The organism is Kitasatospora sp. SUK 42 (genome assembly GCF_015776785.2).
Lineage (GTDB): Bacteria > Actinomycetota > Actinomycetes > Streptomycetales > Streptomycetaceae > Kitasatospora.
In genome coordinates this window covers 86755-105797 of sequence record NZ_LFMD02000003.1, presented here as the reverse complement: position 1 = coordinate 105797, position 19043 = coordinate 86755, and the positions used below count along the sequence as shown (strand labels likewise).

Here is a 19043-nt window from a genome sequence, read left to right as displayed (position 1 = left end):
GCGGGCGCAGTCCGGGTCCTTGCCAGTCAGCGCCGGTCGGCCCCCGCCCGGGCGGCGCGCCCTGCCATCGGGCTCGGTCTCGGCAGCGAGTAACTCGGCAGCGACGGCGCCCTCGTGGTGTTCACTGCCGCTGCCGGGGGTGACCTCGGCGTCGCTGTAGATCACGGTCTCGGGTTCGACTGCGACGCTGGTCCGCTGATCGAGGCGGGCGAAGTCGTCGCAGGCGCTGGCCCAGCGGTGCCGGATCGTGCTCGGCTGCGCGGACGGAAAGACGAACCAGGAGGTCGCCGCCGAGCTCGGCATCTGGCCGCAGACGGTCGGCAAGTGGCGGCGGCGCTTCCTGGAGCGCCGGCTGGAGGGGCTCGCGGATGAGCAACGCCCCGGCGCTCCACGGAAGATCAGTGACGAGCGGATCGAGGAAATCGTCGTCGCCACCCTGGAACGCACCCCGAAGGACGCCACCCACTGGTCGCGGGCGTCGATGGCCGCCGAGACGGGGCTGTCGAAGTCCACGGTCGGCCGCGTCTGGCGGGCCTTCGGGCTCAAGCCTCACCAGGTCGACACCTTCAAGCTGTCGAAGAACCCGCAGTTCATCGACAAGGTCCGCGACGTGGTCGGGCTCTACCTGGACCCGCCGGAGCGGGCCCTGGTCCTGTGCGTCGACGAGTCGGGTCGGACCGGGGCGCGGTAGCACCGTTTCTGGTATTCCGTTTCCCCGGCCCGTCCGCCGAACCGGACAGGCCCGTCTCCGAGCATCCGGCTCTCCACGTGTTCTTGCCGCTGAGTCAGCTGACGGCAGCTGGTGGAGTTGTCCATGGTGTGGGAATGTGCAGTCCCCGGTATCGGTAGCGAACTACCGCCACCTCTTGGGGTTTGAACAGCGAGATCCCACCCTCGGTCGGCCGTCTCCCCGGGAGGAAGCGGCGGATCAAGGACGCCCACGAGACGCGGGGGTGCCGTTTGCGCAACCAGCGGGTCACTCGACGCCAGGCGTACTCATCGAGGTAACCGAACGTGGCTGCGGACACGCCGTGCCGGAAGTAGGCGCACCAGCCGCGCAGGACAGCATTCAACTGTCTTAGCAGTTCGGACAGATGCCGGTGTTTCGATCTGCCGGTGATCGCCCGAACCTTGTCCACGATGGAGGCCAGGGCCTTCTTCGAGGGGTAGGTGTAGACGACCTGCCGGGCAGTGCCTCGTTTCCGTCGACGCTGGATGCGCCAGCCCAGGAAGTCGAAGCCCTCGTCGATATGGACCACCTGCGTCTTGGTTTCCGACAGGCGCAGGCCCATCGGCGCCAGGACCGCTGCGGCCTCGACCCGCAGAGCCTCGGCGTGCTCGCGTGTGCCCGACACCATGACCACCCAGTCGTCCGCGTAGCGGACGAGGCGACACATGGGCAGGCCACGCTTGCGACGCGCGGTGCGCTGATAATCCGAGCCGTAGCTCTGCCAGATCTCGGCGAAGTACTCGTCGAGGGCGGACAGGGCGATGTTGGCCAGCAGCGGGGACAGGATTCCTCCCTGCGGCGTACCGGTGATCGAGGCGTCCGCGGTGCCGTCAGCGTGCATGATTCCGGCCTTGAGGAACGCCTTGACCAGGGCCAGGACCCGCTTGTCTCCAATCCGCGCCCGCACCCGGTCCATAAGGGCCGAGTGTGAGATCTCGTCGAAGCACGCCTGGATGTCCGCTTCCAGGACCCACTGGTAGGAGCGGGATCCGAAGAAGTGGATTTCGGCGATCGCGTCCTGGGCCCGCCGTTTGGGGCGGAACCCGTAACTGCACGGGAGAAAGTCCGCCTCAAAGATCGGCTCCAGTACCAGCTTCAGAGCCGCTTGCACGACTCTGTCACCCACGGGAGGAATGCCCAAACGGCGGAGCTTTCCACTGCTGCCGCCCTTCGGGATCATCACCTCCCGCACGGGGAGCGGGGTGAACGTCTGCGACTTCAGGTCCCGACGCAGACGATCTACAGGCTCGTCGGCTGGGACGCCTACTTCGAGCAGATCGTGTCACCGCCTCGTAACAGTCAGCGATGATCAAGGAGCGGCACAGGATCGGGCCCACCGGCCGGGACCGCGCGGCGAAACCCCGGACGGGCATCGCTCCGGGTGAGAGGTTCGCCTGTTCGGCTCAGCGAGGATGACGGCCAGGAGACGGCGCCCGGAGACCTTCCTACCGTTGGACCCCGGGAGGCTGCATCCCCGCGGAGCCCGGCCGAGGACCTCTCGCCCGTCGGCCACCGCTCACGCCGAACCCGGCAGTCGACTTCCACCGTGACCACGCAGGGTCCGGGTCGAAGGAGATGAAGGACATGAACACCACGCGCACCGCCCGCACGCCCGCGACACCCGCACTGAACGGGTGCCGGACATCACGCCGCCGCCTTCGGGCACGGATCGGGCTCGCCGCGACCGCCACGGCCCTGTCGCTGCTGCCGATCGCCCCGTCCACCGCCAGCGCGGCATCCCACCTCCCGCTCACACAGATCGTGCGGGAGGCCAAGGTGAAGGCGCAGCAGGAGCACCCCGGCTCGCAGTTCTACGACGCGGACGCCGTCCTGCTGACACCCACGACCAACCCCAATGACGTCCAGGCCTGGTGGATCCGCTTCCGGGCCAAGGACTCGGAGCCGTCCTTCGAGTACAAGTACTCGACCACCGGTCAGTACCAGAGCACGCAGCCGTGGAGCGTCCCGATCGGGATCCAGGCCATCTCCCCGTTCACCATGACGGAGGTCCAGGCCCACGATCTGGCCGTCAAGGCCGGGCACACCGGCGCGTTCAAGCCCCTGTACCTCAATGAGCCCGTCGTGCAGAACCCGCATCCCACCTACTACTTCTGCATTCCCAGCGAGGGCAGGACGGTGGCGGTGGACACCGTGACGGGCCACGTCACCACGCCGTGGCCGTGCTAGTGACCACGGTGTGAGCCCTGTTCGGTGGCCGTCACCCAGCGGGGGTGACGGCCATCGGCGGCTGGCGACCCTTGCCCTCCGCCCGCTCGGTGCCGCCGACCGGGCGGGCGATAAGGGTCGCTGGCCTGGAGCGCGAAGGGCCGGCTGCCGCCGGTCAGCCGGGCCCGGGTACGAGCGGGGGCCGTGCCGGTTCGGCCGGTCGCCGCGCACCCGCGCTGACCGTTGCGGCCAGCATGCTCTGTGTCGCCGGCATCGCCCCGGTGGCGTCCCGCGGGTCCGACAGCGGAGGCCGCTGTGACGCACGAACCCCGTCCCGGGCCACCGGGTGGGGCCGGCCGGCCCCACCCGGCAGTCCGGTCCGGGCCGACCGCCTGCCCCGCCCCGCGGCGCACCGCCTGCCGGCGCGGCACCGGGCGACGGCCCGGACAGCCGGCGTTCCCACCTCGCGGGACCGTGGTGACACGGTGACACGGTGACACGGTGGCAGCGGGCGCCCGGCGAACGCGCTGGCGCCGGTCCGGCAGGGCGGCCCGCAGCCGGGGCCGGTGCGCCTCGAAGAGCGCCGCCCTCGAAGATTTCTCGTCCACCGTGTCACATTCCCTCGTCGCCGGGGCCAGAGCAGCAGAGGCCACCGAGCGACGCGGCGGCGAGCAGATCGACTCCCCTCGACTCCCGGCCCGGGACGAGTCGGAGACGATCGTGACGAACACCCCCGAGACCGAGGACGTCGACGCCGCCCGCACCCCGGCCGGTGCCGAACTCGGCCACCGCACCTGGGAGGTGGGCCGGTGAGGGGTGCGGCCGTTATCGATACAAGGATGAAACGCCGGTTACCGGAATCTGCCGGTACCGATGAACGGATGAAACTCCCCCCAGACGAGAACCTGACATCCCGCTCCTACGGTGCCGTGCATGTCACAAACACATGGCCGGATCGACGGTCACCGCGACAGGATCCGCGGCCGAGCGCGCACCCGGTTCGTCCTGACGACAGCCGTGTTGGCGGCGGGCACGGTGCTGGCTGCGCCCGCAGGAGCCGCCGGGCACGCCGCGAAGGACGGGGCGGCCACCACGAGCCGGGTGGTCGTCCATCCGGAGGCGGTCACGGCCGCGCAGCAGCAGGCCGTCCTGGACCACTGGACCCCCGAGCGGATGGCCGCCCTGACGACGCCGTCGTCCGACAATCCGCCCAAGGCCGCTCCCGACGGTGCTCCGTGGACCGGCGCCGACGCCCTCAGCAGGACGGTGGGCAGACTCTTCTTCACCGACCACGGGGAGGACGAGAGCTGCACCGCGACCGTCGTGAACAGCGCCAACCGCAGCACCGTCGTCACGGCGGGGCACTGCGTCAACAGCCCTGACCTCCTCGGTGAGAACGACGAGTTGCTGTCGAACGAGATGTTCGTCCCGGGTTACCGCGATGGTCTCGCGCCGTACGGCAGGTTCGTCGCCCGCGCCGGGGTCGCCGACGCGACCTGGCTCCTCAACGACGAGCAGAACGCCCTGAAGTACGACGCGTACGACCAGGCGTTCCTGGTCCTGAACACCAACACCGCGGGCAAACGCGTGCAGGACGCGGTCGGCGCCGCACAGCGCATCGGCTTCGACCGGCCGGGCAGCGCCCCAGTCCACGAGTTCGGCTATCCGCGCGAGGCCTCGGGCGATCCCACCCGCGCGGGACTGCCCGAGTACACCGGGGCCAGGCTCGCCCACTGCGTGGGGCAGACCCGCGAGTACCCCGGCACCGTGGAGCACCCGGAGCCCCGGGGCGAGTGGGGCGCCCCCTGCGTGATGGGCGGCGGCTCCAGTGGCGGTCCCCGCGTCGCCGACTTCGACCCCTCCTCCGGGATCGGCACGGTGGTGGGTGACAACACCCAGGGGGCCTTCTTCGACTCCTCGGGCCGGGTCTGCGCCCGCGGCGACGAGGCCTGCACCCGACACCTGGTCGGCCCGCAGTTCACCTCCGCGATCACGAAGCCGCTGTACAAGGCCGCCGAACGCTCCTGAAGCGTCGGCGGAGCCGTGCTCGAAACGAACCGAACCCAACCGAGATTGGCGACGATGTCAACCACACACCGAGCGTTCCCCCGCACGTTCGCCGCCGCGGGAGTCCTCCTGCTGAGCGCGACCACGGCGGCCGTGCTGCTGCCGAACACGGCCTTCGCCGCGGAACGGGAATCCGTCACCACGCATTCCGGCGCCACGACCGAACAGGAGCGCAGCCGGATCGACGCCTACTGGACCGCCGAGCGGATGAAGCTGGCGGGCGCCATGGTCCCCGAGATCACCCCCGTGCCCGAGGACGACAACACGCCTGACGATCCGCAGCCGCTTCCCGCGAACACACCGGATCCCGGAGCCACCTGGACGCACGGCGGAGCGGTGGACAAGAGCGTTGGCCGGCTCTTCTTCACCTTCTCCGACGGCTACGACGGCAGTTGCACCGCAACGGTCGTCACCAGTGCGAACCGCAGCACCGTCATCACGGCGGCGCACTGCCTGAGGGGCGTCGGAGCCGCCGCCACCGACGCGACGTGGAACCACAATCTCTATTTCGTGCCCGGCTACCGCAACGGCACGAAGCCGCTTGGCGGCTTCAGCATCAAGGAGGTGGCCACCTCCTCCCGCTGGGACGCCGATCCGGGCAGGACGACCTCGGCCGATGTCGCCGTCGCCGGCTACGACACGGGGGTCCTCGTGGCGAACCCTTCGGCCGAGGGCCGACGGATCGCGGATGTCACGGGAAGCCAGCGGATCGCGTTCACCAAGCCCGCCAAGGACGAGTTCGTCCACACCTTCGGGTACCCGAAGGACCGGCTCAACAACCCCGACGCCAAGTACGCCGGGTCACGCATGATCCATTGCGCCGGACCGGCCCAGTCCGGACCCAAGGCCCCTCTTCTGTGGGGTGAGTCCTGCGACATGTCGCACGGGGCGAGCGGCGGCCCCCACTTGGCACAGTTCGACACCCGGACCGGCACCGGCACCGTCGTCGGCGTCACCACCACCAGTGAGGACCTCGCGGGCGGCCCGACCAACACGCTCTACGCCACGCGCCTCGGTGACAGCGCACACCGCCTCTACACCTGGGCGCAGGGTCGCGCGGCCTGACTTCTCGTCCGGCCCTGTGCGGCCGGCCACCGGTGACCTCGGTGGCCGGCCGTACAGGCGGTGGCGATCAGGGGTTGTGCGCCCGGGCGATCGGGAGGCCATCAACCGGACGACGGTCATGGGGCACGCCGCCGAGCGCGGCCGAGGACGCGGCGGTCGATGGCGGGAGTCGGCCCTTGATGAAGAGAGACGATGCCAAGAAGCGGCTGAACCGCATGCACGATGCTGTCGGGAGGGTAAGCGACGTTCATGGAGCGTGGTAAACCCACCGCTCGGGGTGGAAGGACGGCCGCCCAGCGTAGGCCTGCCAGCCTGGTGGCGGTGCCGAAAGTTCTACAAAGCAGGTCGATTCGCCATTGACCCGTTGCCCGCGGAGCCGATCAGGCGCGAGCACAGGCCACGTGAGCCGATGTGAGCGGGCCCTGGGCTGGTGTCGTGCGGTCAGCCCAGGGCCGGTGTCGGCGTATTCGTCAACTGTAGGAATTCGATGGTTAGTTAATGTCGAAATCGAACGCCGCGGTGACGGGGGCGTGGTCGCTCCAGCGCTCGGCGTGGGTGTCGGCGCGTTCGACGTAGGCCTCGACGGCCTTGGCGGCGAGGCCGGGGGTGGCGACCTGGAGGTCGATGCGCCAGCCGGAGTCGTTGTCGAAGGCGCGGCCGCGGTAGGACCACCAGGAGTAGGGGCCGGTGCGGTCGGGGTGGAGGGCGCGGACGACGTCGACGTAGCCGGCCTCGTCGTAGACGCGGGAGAGCCAGGCGCGTTCTTCGGGGAGGAAGCCGGCGGACTTCTGGTTGGCCTTCCAGTTCTTGAGGTCCTCGGGGCGGTGGGCGATGTTCCAGTCGCCGCAGACCACGACCTCGCGGCCGTCGGCGGCGGCGCGGGCGCGCAGGGCGGTGAGGTGGACGAGGAACTCCGCCATGAAGCGTTCCTTCTCGTCCTGGCGCTCGGTGCCGACCTCGCCGGAGGGGAGGTAGAGGCTGGCGACGGTCAGGCCGGGCAGGTCGATCTCGACGTAGCGGCCGGAGTCGTCGAACTCCTCGGAGCCGAAGCCGATCGCGGTGCGCTGCGGCTCCTGGCGGGAGAGGACCGCGACGCCGGCCCGGCCCTTGGTGGCGGCGGGTGCCCAGATCGCGTGCCAGCCGTCCAGGTCGCGCAGTTCGACGGGCAGCTGCTCGGGTTCGGAGCGCACCTCCTGGAGGCAGATCACGTCCGCCTCCGTCCCGGCCAGCCACTCGACGAAGCCCTTCCTGGCCGCCGCCCGGATTCCGTTCACGTTCACACTCGTCACCACGATCACCCGAGCAGCCTACCCAGTGCCCGAGCCGGCCCCGAAGCGTGACGCGCGGTGACCGGGGCGTGCGTCGGTGCGGGCGTGAACGCGGCGTGAATCCGTGTCGCGGTCGCATCAAGCCGTGCCATTGGTCTTGACCATCTCCGGACAGAGCCCCTAGGGTCACTTACTGCAAGGACCTTTAATAAAGAAGGACGGATAAAGGCCCGCTCTCCCACCTGCCGCGACTGCGAGCAGTGGGCCCGGGTTCCGCCCTCCTTGTCGTAGGGCGGACAACACCAGGGTGGAGGACACGGTGGGGACGACAGGACAGCTTTCGGCGGTGCCGGAACCGAAGTACTGGCACCTGCGCACGGTGCTGCTGCGGGCCATCGACTCGGAGTTCTCCACCGGTCAGGTCATGCCGAACGAGCGTGAGCTGGCCGCCCGCTTCGGCGTGGCCCGGGCGACGCTGCGGCAGGCCCTCGACCAGCTGGAGCTGGAGGGCCGCCTGGTGCGACGCCGGGGGATCGGCACGCTGGTCGCCGCCCCGCGGGTGGGTGTCCCGGTGAACCGGCAGGAGGAGGGCTGGCCCGGTGTCGGGCGCAGCCAGGCCTGGCGCACGGTCGACTGCACGACCGCGCCCGCCTCCGCGCAGCTGGCCCAGAACCTGGGCATCGCCGAGGGTGCCACCGTGCACACCGTCCGCCGGGTCCGGCTGGTCGAGGGCCGTCCGATGGCCACCGAGTCGCTGCACGTGCCGGCCTCCGCGCTGCCGCACCTGCCGGGCTTCAGGGCCGAGAGCGACCGGGCCCGCTCGGTGCTGCGCCAGCTGGAGCGCCTGGAGGTGGACGGCGAGTCCCGTGCCGTCGAGCTGGGTGTCGCCGAGGCCGCCGAGGCCGTCCTGCTGGAGCGCTCCCCGGGCACTCCGGTGCTGGTGATGACCACCCAGTACGCCTCCGCCGGCCGTTTGGTCGCGCTCGCCGTCTCCACCTACCGGGCGGACACCTGCAAGCTCACCTTCGGTGAGACCGGCCTGGTCGAGGTCACCCCCGTCGGCGCGGCGGCCGAGGTCCGCACCGCCTCCTGAACCATTTCCGACACCCTCAGGTCGAGGCCCGGACGCCCCAGCGGCGTCCGGGCCTTTGCCGTTGCGCGGGCCGTTGCGGCGGCCGTTGCGGAGACGGGCCTGCGGCCCCGTCCCACGGCCCCGGCCCGCCGCTCCGCCCGACCCGCCCCGGGTCTACGCCCGCGGTGGGTCGACGGCGAAGAGCTGGTCCTCGACGTGGTCCATGGCCACCCGCAGGGCGCCCATGGCGACGACCTCCGAGCCCAGCGCCGCCAGCGCCACCTCGGGCGCGCGCAGGGTGAACTGGGCCAGGCGCTCGCGCAGCGGCTCCAGCACGCCGTCCAGCCCGGCCGCCCAGCCGCCGACCACCACCAGCTGCGGGTCTATGGCCAGGACCAGCGCGGCGACGCTCTGCACCAGGCGGGTGAGGAAACGGTCCATCGCGACCTTCGCGACCTCGTCGCCCTCCCGGGCCAGCCGCAGCACGCGGGCGACCGCGGCCTCGTCCAGCGGGTTGAGCGGCTTGCCGGTGGTGGAGAGCAGCCGTTCCGGGGTGACCTCCTGCCCGAGCAGGTGGAGCGCGCCGATCTCGCCGGCCGCGCCGCCGAAGCCGCGGTGCAGCTTGCCGTTGATCAGCGAGCCGGCGCCGGGGCTGAGACCGGCCATGACGAAGACCACGTCGTCGGCGCCGACCGCCGCGCCCTGCCAGTGTTCGGCGATGGCGGCGAGGTTGGCGTCGTTCTCGATCAGGACGGGGCAGCGGAAGGAGCGCCGCAGCCGGGCGCCGAGGTCCAGGCCGGTCCAGCCGGGCATCGCGGTGCCGAGCTGGATGGTGCCCTCGCGGTCGACGATGCCGGGGGTGCCGATGCCGACGGACCACAGGTTGTCCCGGGAGATCCCGCCCTTGCGCAGCACCTCGGCGACGGCGGTGCGGACGGCGGCGAGCCGTTCCTCGGCGTCGAGGGTCTCGTCCACCGGCTTGAAGTGACTGCCCACCACCTCGCCGGTGAGGTCGGCGAGGATGACCCGGATGTCGTGGACGCCGATCTCGATGCCGAGGATGTGCCCGGCCTCGGCGCGGAAACGGAACCAGCGGGCCGGGCGGCCGCGGCGGCCGGTGCCCGGCTGGCCGTCCTCCCGGGGCTGTTCGACCTCGGCCACCAGGCCGGTCTCGACCAGACCCTCGATCACGCCCTCGACGGTAGGCCGGGAGAGGCCGGTCTCGCCGACGAGCTGAGTGAGGGTCACGGAGTGGCCGGTCCGCAGCGCCCGAAGCGTGACCGCCGCGTTGATCCGCCGCAGCAGCGAGGAGTCTCCTCCGGTGAGCCGATCCGCCAATGCGATGCCCTTCGCCGTTCGCGCGACTGCCCTGGCGCGCGGTGTCGAGTGCGCGGAACCCACCGAATGGCCCGCGGGGGGTGTGCCACGGAACGCGGCACGGGCGGCGCGGCGCCGCCCGCACGAAGGCCCGGTGGACAAGCCGGAGCCTACCCGGGTACCTGCCCGGGCCGCGAGGATTCCCGCAGCTCACCCGGGCTTCGGTATCGAAATGGTACTGATCGGGTGGCGGTGCGTGACCCGGGCTTCACCGGTTGGTCACGGGCGGGCCGAAGCCGGGGAAGCGGGACCGTACGGACCGGCGCGCTCGCATCGGCAGCAGGGATTCGATGCTGGGCCAGGAGGCCGACAGCACGCGGCGGACGGAGCCGACCGAGCCGATCGACAGCACGCTGCCGGCCGATCCGAGGGAGAGTACGGATCCGGCCGAGCCGATCGACAGGACGCTGCCGGCGGAGCCGATGGACAGGATGCTGCCCGCCGATCCGAGGGAGAGCGCGGACCCGACCGAGCCGACCGACAGCACGGAGGTGACCGAGCCGATCGACAGCACCGCGCCGATGGAACCGATGGAGGCGATCGAGCCCAGTGAGGCCCGGGAGCGGATCGAGCGGATCGAGCGGATCGAGCGCACGGAAGCGGCCATGGCGTTGATCGTAGCCCGCTGACGGTGGCCGTCCAGCCTTGGTCCGGACCAGCCGTCGGGCGCACGGTCGGGTCCTGCCGCCGGACGCACGGTCAGGTTCAGTCCACCCGGGCGGCGAACAGCCCCTGCCCCAGCAGCCCCATCGGGTGCCCGTCCTCCGGCAGGGTGAGGACGGTCGGGCACCCCGCGGCGGTGAGCGCGGCCCGCCACCGTTCGGCGGGGTGGGCGGTCAGGCCGAGGGCGTCGCCGGTGATCAGCAGGTCGAGCTGCTCGGCGACGGGTGCGAGCAGCAGCAGCCGGCCGCCGGGGGAGAGGAGGCCGACCAGCGCCGGGACCTCCTCCTCCGGCCGCCCGGTGGCGGTGGCCACCACGACGTCGTAGCGGCCGCCGTCCGGGGTGAGGTGGTGGTCGGCGTTCTGGCGGGGGCGGGCGGCCAGGGCCCGGGCGATGCCGGTCTCGGAGCCGTCGCGGTCGAGTTCGAGCACCCGCAGCGGCTCCGGCCCCTCGTGGGCCTCGGCGGTGCCGCGCACCAGCGCGCCGAGGGCGGCGCCGAGGTAGCCGCGGGCGGCGGCCCAGCGGACCGGTGCGGCGGCGGGCCGGGGTGCCTCGGCGCCGGTGATGAGCCGGGGCAGCCGCAGCGCGCCGCGCCGTACCCGGTCCAGGGCGGCGGCCGGGCCGAGGCCGTCGGCCCAGGCCTCGGCGGCCGGACGCCAGGCCTCGCGGACCTCGGCCGCGGTGAGTTCGGGCCCGCCGTGGAAGATCGGGCCCTGGGCGCCGCCGTCGTGGCGGGCGATCAGGCCGTGCCGGGCGAGCGCGTCCAGCCAGCGGCCGACCCGGGGGCGCTGGGCGGGGGTGACGAGGGCGGTGGCCAGCAACTCGGGCTCGGACCAGCCTCGTTGGGGTTCGGTGAGCACGCCGCCCTGCTGGAGGGTGTGCAGCAGCGCGGTGAGGACGGCCCGGTCGAGGTGGGCGCCGAACTCGGTGACCTGTTCGGCGGTGACGCCGATGCTGTGCTTCCAGGCGGCGGCGGTGGCGGCCGTGGCGTCGGCGCGCAGCCGGCGGTCGGCGGCCTCGGCCTGGCTGTGCGGGGCGCGGACGTGGGCCAGGACGGCGCCGAGCGCCTCGACGGCGGCGTACACGTCGTCCTGCCGGGGTTCGGGGCCGACGTGCAGGACGAGCCGCAGGGCGCCGAGGTCGTGCTCGGCCAGGCCGGGCCGGCGGCTGAGCCGCCAGAGCAGGGCGGAGGGCAGGCTGAGGTGGGTGGTGCCGTTGGCGGCGACGGCGGCGAGCTGGGCGTCGGGGTGCTGCTCGGGGTCGGCGCAGTGCACGGTGCCGCCGGCCAGCAGGGTGGCGAGGGCGAGCTCGACGGCGAGGTCGGTGGCGGGGTGCAGCAGGGTGTGCCGTATCGGCGGCGGGCCGAGGACGCCGGCCCAGTGCCGGAGCCGCTGTTCGGCGGCCCGGGCGGCGGAGGGCGGCAGGGCGGCGTGCTCGGCGACCCGCTCGGCGAGGGTGCGGGGCAGGCCGCCTGGCGGGGAGACGCCGAGCAGCAGGCCGATGCCGCTGATCGCGCGCCCGTCGGCGACGACGGCGGGCCGGTCGCCGAGTTCGCGCAGCGCGCTGACCAGGGCAGGGGTCGAGGACACGGTGATCACTCCGGGGTGCGGGGGGAAGCCGCACTACTGAACCACGCGCCCGGGCCGGAAGCGGCCGTGAGCAGGTCAAACTTCCGTAATGATTTTCATATCAGCTAACCAAGCGAGTGGAGCGATCCCGACAGGAAAGCACCGGAACTTCACATTCCGTAACCGCTGTGCGATCCCTTGACAGGTGGTTCGGGTGCTGGGTTACTTGGCCTGGGCTTGCCCTGACCGAACGATCGGTTGGGCGCCCGTGATCGGCCGACCTGCGAAGGAGCGACGATGACCGGCAGCGCACCCGAGACCGGCAGCGCACCCGACCCGCGCCCACGCCTGCCGCGCCGGCGCCTGGGGGAGCCGATCCCGCCCGCACTCCTGGACGCCGGCGAGCGGATGGGCGTCGACGAACTGCGCGCCCACCAGCTCACCCGACTCCGGGCCACCCTGCGGCACGCGTACGACAACGTCGAGCTCTACCGCCGCAAGTTCGACGCCGCGGGCGTGCACCCCGAGGACTGCCGCACCCTGGACGACCTCGCCCGCTTCCCCTTCACCACCAAGGCCGACCTGCGCGAGGGCTACCCGTTCGGCATGTTCGCCGTCCCGATGGAGAGGGTCCGCCGGATCCACGCCTCCAGCGGCACCACCGGCCGGCCGACCGTCGTCGGCTACACCGAGAACGACCTGTCCATGTGGGCCGACGTGGTCGCCCGCTCGATCCGCGCCGCCGGCGGCCGGCCCGGCCACAAGGTGCACATCGCGTACGGCTACGGGCTGTTCACCGGCGGCCTGGGCGCGCACTACGGCGCCGAGCGGGCCGGCTGCACGGTCATCCCGGCCTCCGGTGGCATGACCGCCCGGCAGGTGCAGCTGATCTGCGACTTCCGCCCCGAGATCATCATGGTTACCCCGTCCTACCTGCTCACCCTGCTGGACGAGTTCGAGCGCCAGGGCGTCGACCCGCGCGAGAGCTCGCTCCAGGTCGGCATCTTCGGCGCCGAGCCGTGGACGGAGGAGATGCGGCGCGAGATCGAGGAGCGGCTCGACCTGCACGCCGTCGACATCTACGGCCTCTCCGAGGTGGTCGGCCCCGGCATCGCGCAGGAGTGCGTGGAGACCAAGGACGGGCTGCACATCTGGGAGGACCACTTCTACCCGGAGGTGGTGGACCCGTTCACCGACCAGGTGGTGCCGGAGGGCGGGAGCGGCGAGCTGGTCTTCACCTCGCTCACCAAGGAGGCGCTGCCGGTCATCCGCTACCGCACCCGCGACCTCAGCCGGCTGCTGCCCGGCACCGCCCGCCCGGCCTTCCGGCGGATGGAGAAGGTCACCGGGCGCAGCGACGACATGATCATCCTGCGCGGGGTGAACCTCTTCCCGACCCAGATCGAGGAGATCCTGCTGCGCACCCCGGGCGTCGCCCCGCACTTCCAGCTGCGGCTGACCAGGCAGGGGCGGATGGACCACCTGACGGTACGGGTGGAGGCCCGCCCGGAGTCGTCCGCCGAGCTGCGGGAGGCGGCGCGGGCGGGGATCGTCCGGGCGGTGAAGGACGGGGTGGGCGTCTCGGTCGCGGTCGAGGTGGTGGACCCGTACACGCTGGAGCGCTCGGTCGGCAAGATCAGGCGGGTGGTGGACGAGCGCGGGTGAGCGGGTGTCCCGGCACGGGCTCTATGCTGCGGGGCATGCCGAGTGAGCTGCCAACTCTCCAGGCGGGCGCCGATCTTGCCTTCATCCGGCGGGAGACCGAGCTGAAGCCCGTCCCCTTCGTACCCGAGATCCGACTGCACATGGCCGAGGACGCCATCGCCCTGTGGGAGACCACCGAGCGCGAGCGCGGCGGGGCCGGACTGCCGCCGCCGTTCTGGGCGTTCGCCTGGGCGGGCGGGGTCGCGGTCGCCCGCTACGTGCTCGACCACCCCGAACTCGTCGACGGACGGGCGGTGTTGGACATCGCCGCCGGATCCGGACTGGTCGGGGTGGCGGCCGCGCTGCGGGGGGCGAAGGACGTCCGGGCCGCCGAGATCGACGCCTTCGCGGTGTCCGCCATCGGCCTGAACGCCGAGGTCAACGGCGTACGGGTGGACGGCGCGCTGGTCGACCTGGTCGACGGGGACGGCGCCCCGGCCGAGGTGGTGCTGGCCGGGGACGTGTTCTACGAACGGGCCATGGCCGCCCGCTTCCTGCCGTTCCTGGAACGGGCCGCCGCGCGCGGGGCCACCGTGATCGTCGGCGACCCGGGCCGGGCCTACCTGCCCCGGGACCGGTTCACGGCGGTGGCGGCGTACCAGGTGCCGGTGGTCGCGGACCTGGAGGACACCTCGGTCAAGACCACCACGGTGTGGCGCCTCGGCTGACCGTCCACGGGCTGAAATTCCGGGTGGCGGGGCGGAACGGCCTGTTAGACAGGCCGCCATGACCGAACAGATCGCGCTGCGCCCCGCCACCTCCGACGAGATCCCCGCCGTGCTCGCCCTCTGGGCGCGGGCCGCCAAGGGCACCAGCATCACGGACGACGAGGCCGGAGTGGCGGCGCTGCTCGCCCGGGACCCGGACTGCCTGATCGTCGCCACGGCGGCGGACGGCCCGGCGGCGGATGGCTCGGCGGCGGCCGGCCCGGCGGTCCTGCTCGGCACCGTCATCGCGGGCTGGGACGGTTGGCGCTGCCACCTCTACCGCCTCGCCGTCGACCCCGGGCACCGTCGCCGGGGCATCGGCGCCGCCCTGCTGGCGGCCGCCGAGGAGCGCTTCGCCACCCTCGGCGGCCGTCGCGCGGACGCGATGGTGCTGGACGACAACGCCCTCGGCCACCGCACCTGGCAGTCCGCCGGCTACCACCCCGAGCCGCAGTGGAGCCGCTGGGTCAAGCCACTGGCGAGCTGACGCCTTGGACCCTTTGGTCCCCTTGGGCCTTGTCAGTCCAGCCAGCCGCGCTGGGCCGCCTTGAGCCCGGCTTCGAAGCGGCTTGACGCGTCGAGCCGCTCCATCAGCGCGGCCATCTGGCGTCGGACGCTGCGGGCCGAGATGCCCAGCTTGCGGGCGGCGACCTCGTCGGTGACGCCGGACGCGAGCAGCGTGAGCAGTTCCCGCTCGGTGTCGCCGAGTCCGGTCCGGGCGTCCTTGGACTCGTCGACGCCGAGCGGGCTGGCGGCGCGCCAGGTCTGTTCGAAGAGGGTCACCAAGGCGGCGATGATCCCGGCTTCGCGGGTGCACAGGGCGCCGAGCCTGGTGTTGGACGGATCGATCGGGACGACGGCGACCTCGCGGTCGAAGACCAGCATCCGCGGCGGCAGCGTCGGGCAGGTGCGGACCTCGCCACCCTCCTCGGTCATCCACCGGGCGTAGGCGAGGGTCGCGGGGTCGTGGTGCGCGCTGTTCTGGTAGAGCGTCCGGAGCGAGACCCCGCGGCGCATGGCCGCCTCGTCCAGTGGCCGGGAGGCGTCCAGGCTGGCCTGCGACTGGGCTCCGCCCGGCATCACCGACAGGCACTCCTCGGAGACCTCGCGCGCGAGGTTCTCCAGTTTGAACTGGATGGCGTCCAACCCGACCAGGCGCTCGGTCGTGGCGGACGGGGCGTCCGGTCGCAGGTCGGCGTACTCGGCGATCGCGCGTGCCGCGGCGGCCCGTCCCAGTTCGAGCTGCTCCCGGCGGTGTGCGAGCTCCTCCTCCTGCCGCCGCAGGAGGAGTTCGAGGCCGAGGTCAGGGCTGACCGGCTGCAAGGTGCCGGGCAGGTCCCGGGAGGGACGCAGGAGCCGTAGGTCGGCGAGCCGGTCCAGGGCCTCGCGCGCCACGCTCTCCGAGATGCCCAGTTGATCGCAGAGCTTCTGCATGCTTCCGCCCGGATCCGAGAGCATCGCCCGGTAGACGGCCTCCGCCGTGCTGTCCAACCCCAGAATGACCAACATGACCCACCCCCGGTCGCGTGGCTATTAAATTCGCCACCAGCATAAGGTTCTTGACCTCAGCCGATCAAGTGGGTTGCAGGGGGTAGGGGTTGGCGTTGGTGAACCGGGCGCGCAGATTGAATTGACAACGATGCGACTACTAAAATCGCCTTGGGCACTCTGAGCGCCCCGGACGATCGGAGGCGGCCGACATGGAGAGACTGGAAGACGGCAACCCGGAGCACCTGCACCCGATCCCCGGCCGCGCCCGGAAGATCGCGGGGCGGCTCGACGCCCTCATCCAGGGCGAGGCCTCCAGGGCCGGAGGGAGAGCGCCCGGATACCGGGAGCTGGCCGAGCGGATCAACCGGATCGCCGGACGCAACGTCATCTCCAAGGACACCATCCGCAATCTGCACCAGGCCTCGACCCAGAACGGCCACGCGCCCAACCCCACGGTCGAGACGCTGGACTGGCTGGGCCTCGCCTTCGGCATCCGTTCCGGGGCCACCTACTTCCTCGACGACGCGCGAGCGGCGCTGGTGGGCGAGCAACTCCAAGGCCTGGAGCGGCTCGCGGGTCTACGGGCCGTCCTCGGGAACGCGGAGGTGGTCGGCCTCGCCCAGCGCGCCTCCGGGCTGTCCGACAACAGCCTCCACATGCTGGTCGCACTCGCCGACCGGCTGAAGGCGTTGGAGGAGGAGGCGTCCGGCGCGACCGGCGGCGACCGGGATCGATCTGACGGGAGTGGAGAAGGCCTTCCGGGATAAGGTGAGTGACGGTTCGTCGTCCACCTACACGAAATCCACCTACACGAAGGATCCGCCGTTCGCCATGCCCGTGCCCCGGAACCTGCGCAGGCGGTGCGAGGGCATCCTCGCCGGGATCGAGCTGCCCGACCCGTTCACGGTGGACGGCTTCCGGGAGGAGTTGGCGCGATCGCGGGGCCGGCCGATCGCGATGGAACCGCTGCCCGAGCTCGGATCCGACGCCCCCTGCGGCCTGTGGATCGCGCTGCCGAGCGTGGACGTCGTGTTCTACGAGCAGCACACCAGCCCGGCGCACCAGGACCTGATCAAGCTGCACGAGCTGGGCCACCTCCTGCTCGGCCACACCGGCAACCTCGAACTGTCCCGACTGGCCGGCCTTTTCACCGAGTTGACGCCGGAACTGATAGCGCAGGCCCTCGGCCTGGCCCGGAGCAACTTCGCCACGGTGGAGGAACAGGAGGCCGAGATGATCGCCGTGCTCCTGGCCGACCTGGCCGGTGCCGACCGAATAGGCACCCCGTCCTCGCGTCGACTGGCCGCCAGCCTCGCCCACCCGATCCGCCGGCTGCGAGGCTGGCGAGGAGACTGATGGACACCCACTCCCAGGTCATCCTGCCCGTGCTGCTGTGGACAACGGTGATCTGGCGGGCGCCGTCCGCGCTCCGGGGCTCGCGCCCGTCCCGGTTCCTGTGGGGGTCCCTCGCCGGGATGGCCGTCATGATCAGCATGATCCCGCCGAGCGTGGAGCACCTCGTCCGGGCCTGCACCGGATCGCCGGACCTGCCCGTCCTGATCAAGCACCTCGCCGGGCTGGCATCCACCTACCTGATGGTGGAGTACGTGATCGCGGTCCACGGCCGCGGGCCGCGGCGAAGGGCGGTCGAGTGGATCCGGATCGCCCTGGTGGTGGCGGCCGCGTCGGCCCTGACCGTGCTGTTCGTCTTCTTCTTCCAGCACGACCCTGACCCAAGCCGTCCCGCGACCCTGGTGACCGACGTGCACCTCACCGACCCGGCCGTCCGGGCGTACGAGGGCATCTTCTACGCCTACCTCGGGACGTCCTCCCTGCTGTCGGCCAAACTGTTCTGGTCGAACCGGCGCAGTGTGCCGCCGGGATTGCTGCGGGCCGGACTCCTGCTCCTGACAGCCGGATTCGGGGCCGGCGTGGCGTACACGCTCTACCGGGTGTACTTCCTCGCCCGTCAGACCGCACCGCCGGCGGACGGACTGGGGCCGTACGACCTCGCCTCCCGGATACTCCCGGTGGCCGCCCTGCTCCTGATCCTGCTCGGGCTCGCCCTGCCGCCGCTGCGGACCTTCGCCCGCTACCTGGGTGACCAGTCCGCGCTGTGGCGACTCCACCCCTTGTGGTCGGACCTGATGGAGGCCGCACCGACCGTGGCGTTCGGTCCCAGGGTCGGGCGGACCCGCGACCTGTTCACGTTCGGCGACCGGACCCTCGACGTGGCCCACCGCGCCTTCGAGATCCGCGACGCCGCGCTCGTCCTGCGGGACCGGGCCATCGCGATGGGCGCGGGGCGACCTGACACCGCCGACGCACCGTACGACGGCGAGGACGCCCGGGCCCGCGCCGAAGCGGCGTGGCTGTTCGCCGCCCTCCACCCCGAACCGCGGGCCGGTGCCGCCGACACGCTCCCGGGCCCTGCGCGCGCCAGGACGCCCAGCGAGGAGGTGGCGTGGCTGCTCAAGGTCGCGGCCGCCTACGCGCCGCTGCGCGCGGGCGCGAGGCCCTCAGCGTCCTGATGCGGTCAGGCCGGATGCGGACGGGGGAGAAACCTTCCGCCGCCGTCCGCCCCCCAGCAGGATGGTGATCAACGGGATGGCGGTCGATCCGCCAAGTACCAGCGTCTGAAGGGCGCTCGGTCCCGATCGCCGTTCGTTTCCTGGGGGAAGCAGCATGTCCAAAATCGTCCGACTGGTCACCGCCGCGCTCACCACCGTCGCCCTGTCCGGAACGGCGATGCTCGTCGTGTCCGCCGTCTCCGGGATGGCGACCCCGGTCGGCATCGGCTGGGACTGACCTGGTGGTTCCCGTCCATCTCACCTTGATGCCGACGGGACCGAACACGCCCACGGAGGACGTGATCCACGCCCTCGAAGACATCCTCTGGGCTCACGCGACACCTGAAACCGCCATGGAACACCTCCGGGTGCGGGCGGTCCCGAGGGGGATCGGGATCGTGCTCTACATCCGTGCCGCCACGACCGAGGCCGCGCGAGCCAGGGCGCGGCGTCTCGTGGCCGACGCGCTCGCCGCGTCGGGCATCGGCTTCGACGGATACACCGTCATCTTTCAGCACTGACCGCACCGGCAGCGCCGGTAGCCGACGTCGCACCGTCGTTCGCGCGCCGCCGGCCGTCCACTCATGCCTCGAACAG

19 protein-coding genes and 1 pseudogene are annotated in these 19043 nt (G+C 71.9%); 14 read left to right on the top strand and 6 right to left on the bottom strand.

Going from position 1 to position 19043, the window contains the following annotated elements; translation table 11 throughout:
* Window positions 1-199 precede the first annotated feature (199 nt).
* Window positions 200-667, top strand: a pseudogene (locus RZ50_RS10045) (IS630 family transposase); the annotation flags it as partial.
* Between the two features lie 118 nt (window positions 668-785).
* Here RZ50_RS10045 and ltrA read toward each other — a convergent pair.
* Window positions 786-1964: a group II intron reverse transcriptase/maturase gene (ltrA, locus tag RZ50_RS10040; RefSeq protein ID WP_256463712.1), complete on the bottom strand. Its 1179-nt coding sequence runs from the start codon at window positions 1962-1964 to the stop codon at window positions 786-788.
* Between the two features lie 350 nt (window positions 1965-2314).
* On the opposite strand from ltrA, the gene RZ50_RS10035 reads away from it, so the two are divergent.
* From RZ50_RS10035 to RZ50_RS10020, 4 genes are all read left to right on the top strand, one after another.
* Window positions 2315-2917, top strand: coding sequence for a hypothetical protein (locus RZ50_RS10035; RefSeq protein ID WP_196952137.1), 603 nt, complete (start codon window positions 2315-2317; stop codon window positions 2915-2917).
* A gap of 588 nt (window positions 2918-3505) precedes the next feature.
* A complete protein-coding gene (locus RZ50_RS10030; RefSeq protein WP_196952136.1) occupies window positions 3506-3709 on the top strand; it encodes a hypothetical protein in 204 nt (67 codons plus the stop codon).
* A gap of 120 nt (window positions 3710-3829) precedes the next feature.
* Window positions 3830-4924: a serine protease gene (locus RZ50_RS10025; protein ID WP_217680436.1), complete on the top strand. Its 1095-nt coding sequence runs from the start codon at window positions 3830-3832 to the stop codon at window positions 4922-4924.
* A gap of 54 nt (window positions 4925-4978) precedes the next feature.
* Complete coding sequence (locus RZ50_RS10020) at window positions 4979-6028, top strand: serine protease (protein ID WP_254802438.1); 1050 nt, start codon at window positions 4979-4981, stop codon at window positions 6026-6028.
* Between the two features lie 491 nt (window positions 6029-6519).
* On the opposite strand, the gene RZ50_RS10015 is transcribed toward RZ50_RS10020, so the two are convergent.
* The gene (locus RZ50_RS10015; RefSeq protein WP_196952135.1) at window positions 6520-7326 is read right to left on the bottom strand and encodes an exodeoxyribonuclease III; all 807 of its coding nucleotides are present in this window, start codon (window positions 7324-7326) and stop codon (window positions 6520-6522) included.
* Window positions 7327-7615: 289 nt separating this feature from the next.
* On the opposite strand from RZ50_RS10015, the gene RZ50_RS10010 reads away from it, so the two are divergent.
* Entirely contained in the window at window positions 7616-8389 is a 774-nt protein-coding gene (locus tag RZ50_RS10010; protein WP_196952134.1) for a GntR family transcriptional regulator, read from the top strand.
* A gap of 153 nt (window positions 8390-8542) precedes the next feature.
* Here the strand turns inward: RZ50_RS10010 and RZ50_RS10005 are convergent, their stop codons facing one another.
* From RZ50_RS10005 to RZ50_RS09995, 3 genes are all read right to left on the bottom strand, one after another.
* Complete coding sequence (locus RZ50_RS10005; RefSeq protein WP_196952133.1) at window positions 8543-9706, bottom strand: ROK family transcriptional regulator; 1164 nt, start codon at window positions 9704-9706, stop codon at window positions 8543-8545.
* A gap of 247 nt (window positions 9707-9953) precedes the next feature.
* On the bottom strand, window positions 9954-10352 hold the full coding sequence (locus RZ50_RS10000; protein ID WP_196952132.1) for a hypothetical protein: 399 nt from the start codon (window positions 10350-10352) through the stop codon (window positions 9954-9956).
* A 98-nt stretch (window positions 10353-10450) separates the two neighbouring features.
* Window positions 10451-11995 carry a hypothetical protein gene (locus tag RZ50_RS09995; protein ID WP_217680434.1) on the bottom strand — a complete coding sequence of 515 codons (1545 nt, stop codon included), beginning with the start codon at window positions 11993-11995 and terminating at the stop codon, window positions 10451-10453.
* Window positions 11996-12271: 276 nt separating this feature from the next.
* Between RZ50_RS09995 and paaK the strand changes: the two genes are divergently transcribed.
* Genes paaK through RZ50_RS09980 form a run of 3 tightly spaced genes read left to right on the top strand, consistent with a single transcriptional unit; the run spans window position 12272 to window position 14872 of the window.
* On the top strand, window positions 12272-13639 hold the full coding sequence (gene paaK / locus RZ50_RS09990; protein ID WP_196949289.1) for a phenylacetate--CoA ligase PaaK: 1368 nt from the start codon (window positions 12272-12274) through the stop codon (window positions 13637-13639).
* Window positions 13640-13674: 35 nt separating this feature from the next.
* Window positions 13675-14346 (top strand): methyltransferase, encoded by a 672-nt coding sequence (locus tag RZ50_RS09985; protein WP_196949288.1) that lies wholly within the window; start codon window positions 13675-13677, stop codon window positions 14344-14346.
* Window positions 14347-14404: 58 nt separating this feature from the next.
* Window positions 14405-14872 (top strand): GNAT family N-acetyltransferase, encoded by a 468-nt coding sequence (locus RZ50_RS09980; protein WP_196949287.1) that lies wholly within the window; start codon window positions 14405-14407, stop codon window positions 14870-14872.
* A gap of 32 nt (window positions 14873-14904) precedes the next feature.
* On the opposite strand, the gene RZ50_RS09975 is transcribed toward RZ50_RS09980, so the two are convergent.
* Window positions 14905-15894, bottom strand: a complete 990-nt coding sequence (locus RZ50_RS09975; protein WP_196949286.1) for a helix-turn-helix transcriptional regulator — start codon at window positions 15892-15894, stop codon at window positions 14905-14907.
* A 191-nt stretch (window positions 15895-16085) separates the two neighbouring features.
* Here RZ50_RS09975 and RZ50_RS09970 point away from each other — a divergent pair, with 191 nt between their 5' ends.
* The 5 genes from RZ50_RS09970 (at window position 16086) to RZ50_RS09955 (ending at window position 18967) form a co-directional block, all read left to right on the top strand.
* The gene (locus RZ50_RS09970; RefSeq protein WP_196949285.1) at window positions 16086-16643 is read left to right on the top strand and encodes a hypothetical protein; all 558 of its coding nucleotides are present in this window, start codon (window positions 16086-16088) and stop codon (window positions 16641-16643) included.
* A 64-nt stretch (window positions 16644-16707) separates the two neighbouring features.
* Window positions 16708-17232 (top strand): hypothetical protein, encoded by a 525-nt coding sequence (locus RZ50_RS09965; RefSeq protein ID WP_196949284.1) that lies wholly within the window; start codon window positions 16708-16710, stop codon window positions 17230-17232.
* A complete protein-coding gene (locus tag RZ50_RS09960; protein WP_196949283.1) occupies window positions 17232-18407 on the top strand; it encodes an MAB_1171c family putative transporter in 1176 nt (391 codons plus the stop codon). The genes RZ50_RS09965 and RZ50_RS09960 overlap by 1 nt, the downstream gene beginning before the upstream one ends.
* A 154-nt stretch (window positions 18408-18561) precedes the next feature.
* Entirely contained in the window at window positions 18562-18684 is a 123-nt protein-coding gene (locus RZ50_RS29700; protein WP_256463702.1) for a hypothetical protein, read from the top strand.
* A gap of 61 nt (window positions 18685-18745) precedes the next feature.
* Entirely contained in the window at window positions 18746-18967 is a 222-nt protein-coding gene (locus RZ50_RS09955) for a hypothetical protein (protein ID WP_196949282.1), read from the top strand.
* Window positions 18968-19043: the final 76 nt, after the last annotated feature.